This window comes from Draconibacterium sp. (genome assembly GCF_041583095.1).
Lineage (GTDB): Bacteria > Bacteroidota > Bacteroidia > Bacteroidales > Prolixibacteraceae > Draconibacterium.
Map to the genome: position 1 here is coordinate 1 of NZ_JBFHGM010000304.1, position 5,776 is coordinate 5,776.

Here is a 5,776-nt window from a genome sequence, read left to right on the forward strand (position 1 = left end):
TCAGGGCAAAATTCACTTCAAACCAACGTCGTGAAGATCCAATGGAATATTTGAATGCAGCCGATTACGTGAAGTTCAATCGTTTGGGTGTTCGTGCAGCACAGGAAGTAATGGGTTACAATTGGCTGGATGTTTTCTTAACCGGTGGTCATGCTGCCGCTACAGGTAATAATACGACGAATTCCATTTATACCACAATGGTACTCACCGATGAAAACAGGTATTTATTAAATTATGAAGGATGGCAATCCATTGAAGATCCTATCAATCCGGGAACTCAACTGATTTTTATGGATAACCAGATGAATGAATTATTCTATCAGGATAGTTATTCGCAGGATTACAGTTTGTCATTTGATGGTGGTAACGATAGAGGGACCTATTACTTGGGACTCGGGTTTATGGATGATAATGGTCTGGTTTATGGATCCTCTTTTGAAAGAGTTTCCGGAACTTTTAATGCTTCATACAAAATCACAGATAACCTGAAGGTCTCATCAAATTTGATCTATTCTCATTCAAAAAGAGATCTTCCTTACGACAGCGATTATAACCTGTTCCAGCGTACTGCAGGATTGGCTCCAACTTCCAGAATTTATAACAATAATCCAGACGGAAGTTTATCATCAAAATACCAACCTGGAACTTATCTGGGATTTGGGAATCCATTGTATTACCAGGATAAGTTTATCAGAAATAATCTGGAAGAAAGACTTACCGGATCAGTTCAGTTTGATTACAAATTTCTGAACGATTTTAATTTAACGGTTCGCGGAAGTCATTTCTCGGTAAATAATTCAAACGAATCTTTTAATAAAGCTTATCTGAGTTCGGGTAGTTTGCGAACAGAAAGACAGGCATCGGCCTCACACACCCGTACTTTGCGCGACCAGGTAACAGCAATGTTGAATTACAAAAAGTCGTTTAACCAACACAATGTGAGTGCTCTTGTAGGTACCGAATATTTCAAAGAGAACTATTTTACATTTAATGCAGCTACTCGCCTATCGCCAACTGATCTTATTTACACCATGAATGTTGGTTCAGAAGCAAGCGGTGTTCCTTATTCTTACAAAACCGGATACGAGATTTCTTCGGTTTTTGGTCAGGTAAACTACGATTTTGATTACAAGTACTTACTTGGTTTTACTTTTCGTAATGATGGTACGTCGCGTTTGGGTAATAACAAATACGATTTCTTCCCGGGCGTATCAGCAGGATGGAACATTCATAACGAAGACTTCTTTGCTACATCAAAAGTTAAAAATGTAGTTAGCAAAATTAAACCTCGTTTAAGCTACGGTGTTAACGGGAATATAGATGTTTTAAGCAATTTTGGAGTATTCGGCACTTATGCAAAAACAGCTGTTTACGATACTCAATCAGGTTATGCCAACACACAATTGCCTTTGCTTGATTTGAAGTGGGAGCGTTCAACAACCTTCAATATGGGTGTTGATGTTGGATTCTATAACGATCGTGTAACTTTAATCGCAGACTACTTCATTCGCGATGTTAAAGACAAACTGGCCGGACTTACTTTGCCCTTATGGACAGGTTTCTCATCAATTACAACTAACAATGGTACGCTTCAGAATAAAGGTTTAGAGTTGCAGGTAAACGCAGATGTTATTAAAACCAACGACTTCAAATGGAATGTTGGCCTGACGTATTATTCGGTAAAAAACTATGCAAAATCACTACCTGAGAATGGCGTTGAAAACAATCGCCAGGGCGGTACTGAGATTTATGATCCAAAAACCGGAGACACAAAGTATGTTGGAGGCTTACAGGAAGGCGAAAGAGTTGGTTTGGATGTAATTACAGCCTATGTATTTGATGGCGTATACCAGACTCAGGCAGATATTGATGCAGATGCCGGTAGAATAGTTGAATTTGCAACCAAAAAAGATGTTAGGTTTCTGGGTGATACGCGTTGGAAAGATTTAAATGGCGATAACGTAATCAACTATCTCGACCGCGTTGTTATCGGACGCAGAACACCTGATTTTACGGGTGGTTTAACAACTGAGTTGAATTACAAGAATATTAGCTTATTCATGAAATCAGACTTTGCCATAGGTCATTACATTATCAATGGCCGTAGGGTAAAAGGAATTGCACAAACCCAGGGGAACCAAAACGGACCGGCAGAAATTGCGGATTCCTGGACTCTGGAAAATCCAACTTCAAATGTGCCTGTTTTTACGTTGGTCGACCGCCAAAGAAATCACATGGCAGCAGGAGGTGACCAGGGTTCAATGACCAGCAGCAGCTCTCGCATGTGGGAAAAAGGCGATTACCTGGCATTACGCGAAGTAACGCTTAGCTATGATCTTGACGGAAAAATTGCAAACAATGTTTTTCAAAATGTCAGACTATATCTGAGTGGCTCTAATTTAGCCTACTTTAATGGATTCTCAGGTAGTTCTCCTGAAGAATCATCGTCTGGCCTTGATACCGGGAGATTCCCTCTTCCACGAACTTATACGCTTGGTCTAAATGTAACATTTTAAGAAATTTCAATCATGAAGAAATATATTCTATTATTTATATCAATTGTATTCCTGATGTCCTGCGACCTGGACATGAAACCGGAGAGTGACTTAACCTACAACGGATTTTGGGATACAGAAGAAGCAGTAAAAGCAGCTCACGTGGGGATTTATGCCAATTACCGGAACTATACCTTCACGCAATGGCAAATGGGTGAAGTCCGCTCTGATATTTGGGGAGGGAATACCTTTGCCAACTCGCCCAATGATGTCGATCTGATGGCTAACAATATTAGTTCTACACTGGTTTATTTTGGCAACTGGGCAAATTTTTATGGTTTATTGCATTACATCAACGACTTTATAAAAAGTGCGCCGGACGTAGAATTTAGTAATGAAACAGAGCTTAACCACATGCTGGGACAAGCCTATGGATTACGTGCTCAGATCTATTATACCATGGTGAAAGCCTGGGGTGACGTACCAATAAACACAGAGCCGCTTTTGGAGGTTGATCTTTTGGCATTGAAAAAACCACGCTCGCCAAAAACAGAGGTTATGCAACAAATCAAAAGCGATATAGAAAGATCGCTGGAATACTTTGGTAGCGATAACAGCTTATGGTTGGGGAAACAAACATACTGGTCGAAAGCAGCAACATTGGCGCTTAAAGGCGATGCCTATATCTGGTCAGGCAAAGTTCTTGGCGGAGGTAATAGTGATTTTACAGAAGCCAAAGCAGCCCTTCAGCAAATTGATGGTTTTAACCTTGTCGACTACAGTAACCTGTGGGGACAAGGTAACGAAAACAACTCTGAGTTTATTTTTACTATTGACTATCAAAAGGATCAGGCAGGAAACTTTTACGGAAGTTTGTTTACTACCCGTGCAGTAGACCTGGTCAGTTTGTTTGATGAAGAAGGAAACTCAATGAGTGACTTTGTAGTGAATGGATTAAGCCGTTATGGCGCATCTGAAAAAACCTTGCTTCTATTGGATAATCCGGAGGATCAGCGACGTAACACATTTATACGTATTTACGACGATGGTAACAATCATATTCCATTCGAGGCAGGAAATCCGAATTACCAGGGAGCGATTTTAAATAAATTTCTGGGCATTGTAGGTGATGACGGTACGCGCTGGAGCTACAACAATGTGCCATTATATCGTTATGCCGATGTACTGCTATTACTTGCTGAAGCCAAAAATAATCTTGGCGAAGATCCTTCAGCAGAAATTAATGCCGTAAGATCACGTGCCTATGGAGATAACTTCTCAGGACATGAATTTACGAATGGTTCTCAGGAGCAGAATGCACAAGCCATTCTTGACGAACGCTATAAAGAATTCATTGGTGAAGGGAAAAGATGGTGGGACCTGGTTAGAGCCGGGGAATCTTACGTTTTTGATGAAGTAGCTTCACTTGATGCTTCCGAAGCTTATAAGATCTACTACTCAATTTCGGAGAGTATGCTTGCAAATGATTCAGAATTAACACAGACAGATGGCTATTAAGTAGCAATTTTTGCATAGATTTAATTTGGTTAGGGAAAATGGAGGGCCTAAAAGATTAGGCTCTCCTCCTAAAAACCTGATAATTGAGCAAATTATAATATTATGAGAAAACTAGTCTTCCTACTTCTTTTCATGGTACAAATAACTTCATTCGGAAGCTGTAAACAGGGTTTCGCGACTAATGATGATGTATTGTCAGAACCGGAAATTACCATTCACATGAAGAAGGTACCGGTATTTTTACAAAAATCGGTCAACGAGATTGCAGTAGTAAATATTCCCAAAACAGAGAATACACAATATGAAAAATTAACCTCTGTAACTTTACGGTTCTTGAACGACGATGTAAAAAATACATTAAAAAAGATACAGCTTCTGGGAAGAGCTGACAACAATGCTCAGGAATCATTGCAAATCGGTGAAACTTCAGGTATTGGCAAAGAAACTACCATTGCTGTAGATCTGCCATTATCAGCTTCCAACAACTCATTCTCATTTTCATTTGAAGCACTGGAAAACACCAGTATTGAGAATAAGATTCAACTTGAAACGGTTATTCTTGAATTCGACCACAATACAAAACAGTCCATTCAGCCCGATAAAAATACCATCCGGTTCGGTAACATAGTTAGACAGCAAGGACAGGATAACTGCGATACCTATCGAATTCCAGGTTTGGTTACAACAGCTAACGGAACCTTAATTGCCGTTTACGATGCCCGCTATAACAACAGCAAAGATTTGCAGGAAGATATTGATATTGCCATGAACCGCAGTACCGATGGAGGCCAAACCTGGGAACCAATGAAGGTAATTATGGACATGGGTGAATGGGGAGGCCGTTCGCAAAGATTAAACGGTATTGGCGACCCATGTGTTTTGTATGATAATAAAACCAACACACTTTGGGTGGCAGCATTGTGGATGAGTGGTGGCAGCGAAAAAGACATGCTGTGGTGGGCCTCTCAACCCGGGATGAAACCCGAAGTTACCGGACAATTTATGTTAGCAAAAAGTACCGATGATGGATTAACCTGGTCGGATCCGATGAATATTACAGAACAAATTAAGAATCCGGCCTGGCAACTGCTACTGCAAGGTCCCGGCAGAGGAATTTGTATGGAAAATGGAACATTGGTATTTCCAGCTCAGTTTAAAGCAAATACGGGAGAAAAAGCTATTGATGGAGGACAATTTACCTGTCACTCAACTATTGTTTACAGCAAAGATCAGGGAGCAACATGGAACATTGGTACAGGTGCTAAAACTAACACTACCGAAGCTCAGGTAGTGGAATTACCCGATGGAAGTTTAATGCTTAATATGCGAGATGACCGAAACCGGAAAGACAAAGGAGATACTAACGGGCGTGCCGTTGCCGCTACCAGCGATTTAGGAAAAACATGGGAAAGGCATCCCAGTTCAAATCACGCATTGCCGGAGTCAAACTGTATGGCCAGTATTATTAGTGCCGAAGTTATTTTAAACGGTAGCATAAAGAATGTTTTATTCTTTTCCAATCCCAACAACAAATATGAAAGAAAAAACATGACCATAAAAGCTAGTCTTGACAATGGTTTGACCTGGCCGGAAGAATTACAGATTGAACTAAACGAAAATGGAGGGTACGGTTATTCCTGCCTAACCATGGTCGACAACGAAACAATCGGAATACTTTACGAAGGTGTGAAAGACCTCTATTTTCAAAAAATTGAAGTTGCAGATATCCTTAAAACCAACTAATTAGAAAGAGATTGACTACA

Annotated in this window: 3 protein-coding genes; all 3 read left to right on the top strand. The window is 40.3% G+C overall.

The window, feature by feature from the left end; all coding sequences use genetic code 11:
* A partial coding sequence (locus ABZB17_RS19645) for a SusC/RagA family TonB-linked outer membrane protein (RefSeq protein WP_372652795.1) occupies window positions 1-2,516 on the top strand: 2,516 nt, incomplete at its 5' end.
* 12 nt (window positions 2,517-2,528) lie between these two features.
* Complete coding sequence (locus ABZB17_RS19650) at window positions 2,529-4,013, top strand: RagB/SusD family nutrient uptake outer membrane protein (RefSeq protein ID WP_372652798.1); 1,485 nt, start codon at window positions 2,529-2,531, stop codon at window positions 4,011-4,013.
* A 219-nt stretch (window positions 4,014-4,232) separates the two neighbouring features.
* Entirely contained in the window at window positions 4,233-5,756 is a 1,524-nt protein-coding gene (locus tag ABZB17_RS19655) for an exo-alpha-sialidase (RefSeq protein ID WP_372652801.1), read from the top strand.
* The last annotated feature ends 20 nt before the right edge of the window (window positions 5,757-5,776 follow it).

What these genes read in the sequence shown, in the direction of transcription:
- ABZB17_RS19650 (WP_372652798.1), top strand. Translation starts at nt 2,529, where the DNA reads ATGAAGAAATATATTCTATTATTTATATCAATTGTATTCCTGATGTCC.
- ABZB17_RS19655 (WP_372652801.1), top strand. Translation starts at nt 4,233, where the DNA reads ATGAAGAAGGTACCGGTATTTTTACAAAAATCGGTCAACGAGATTGCA.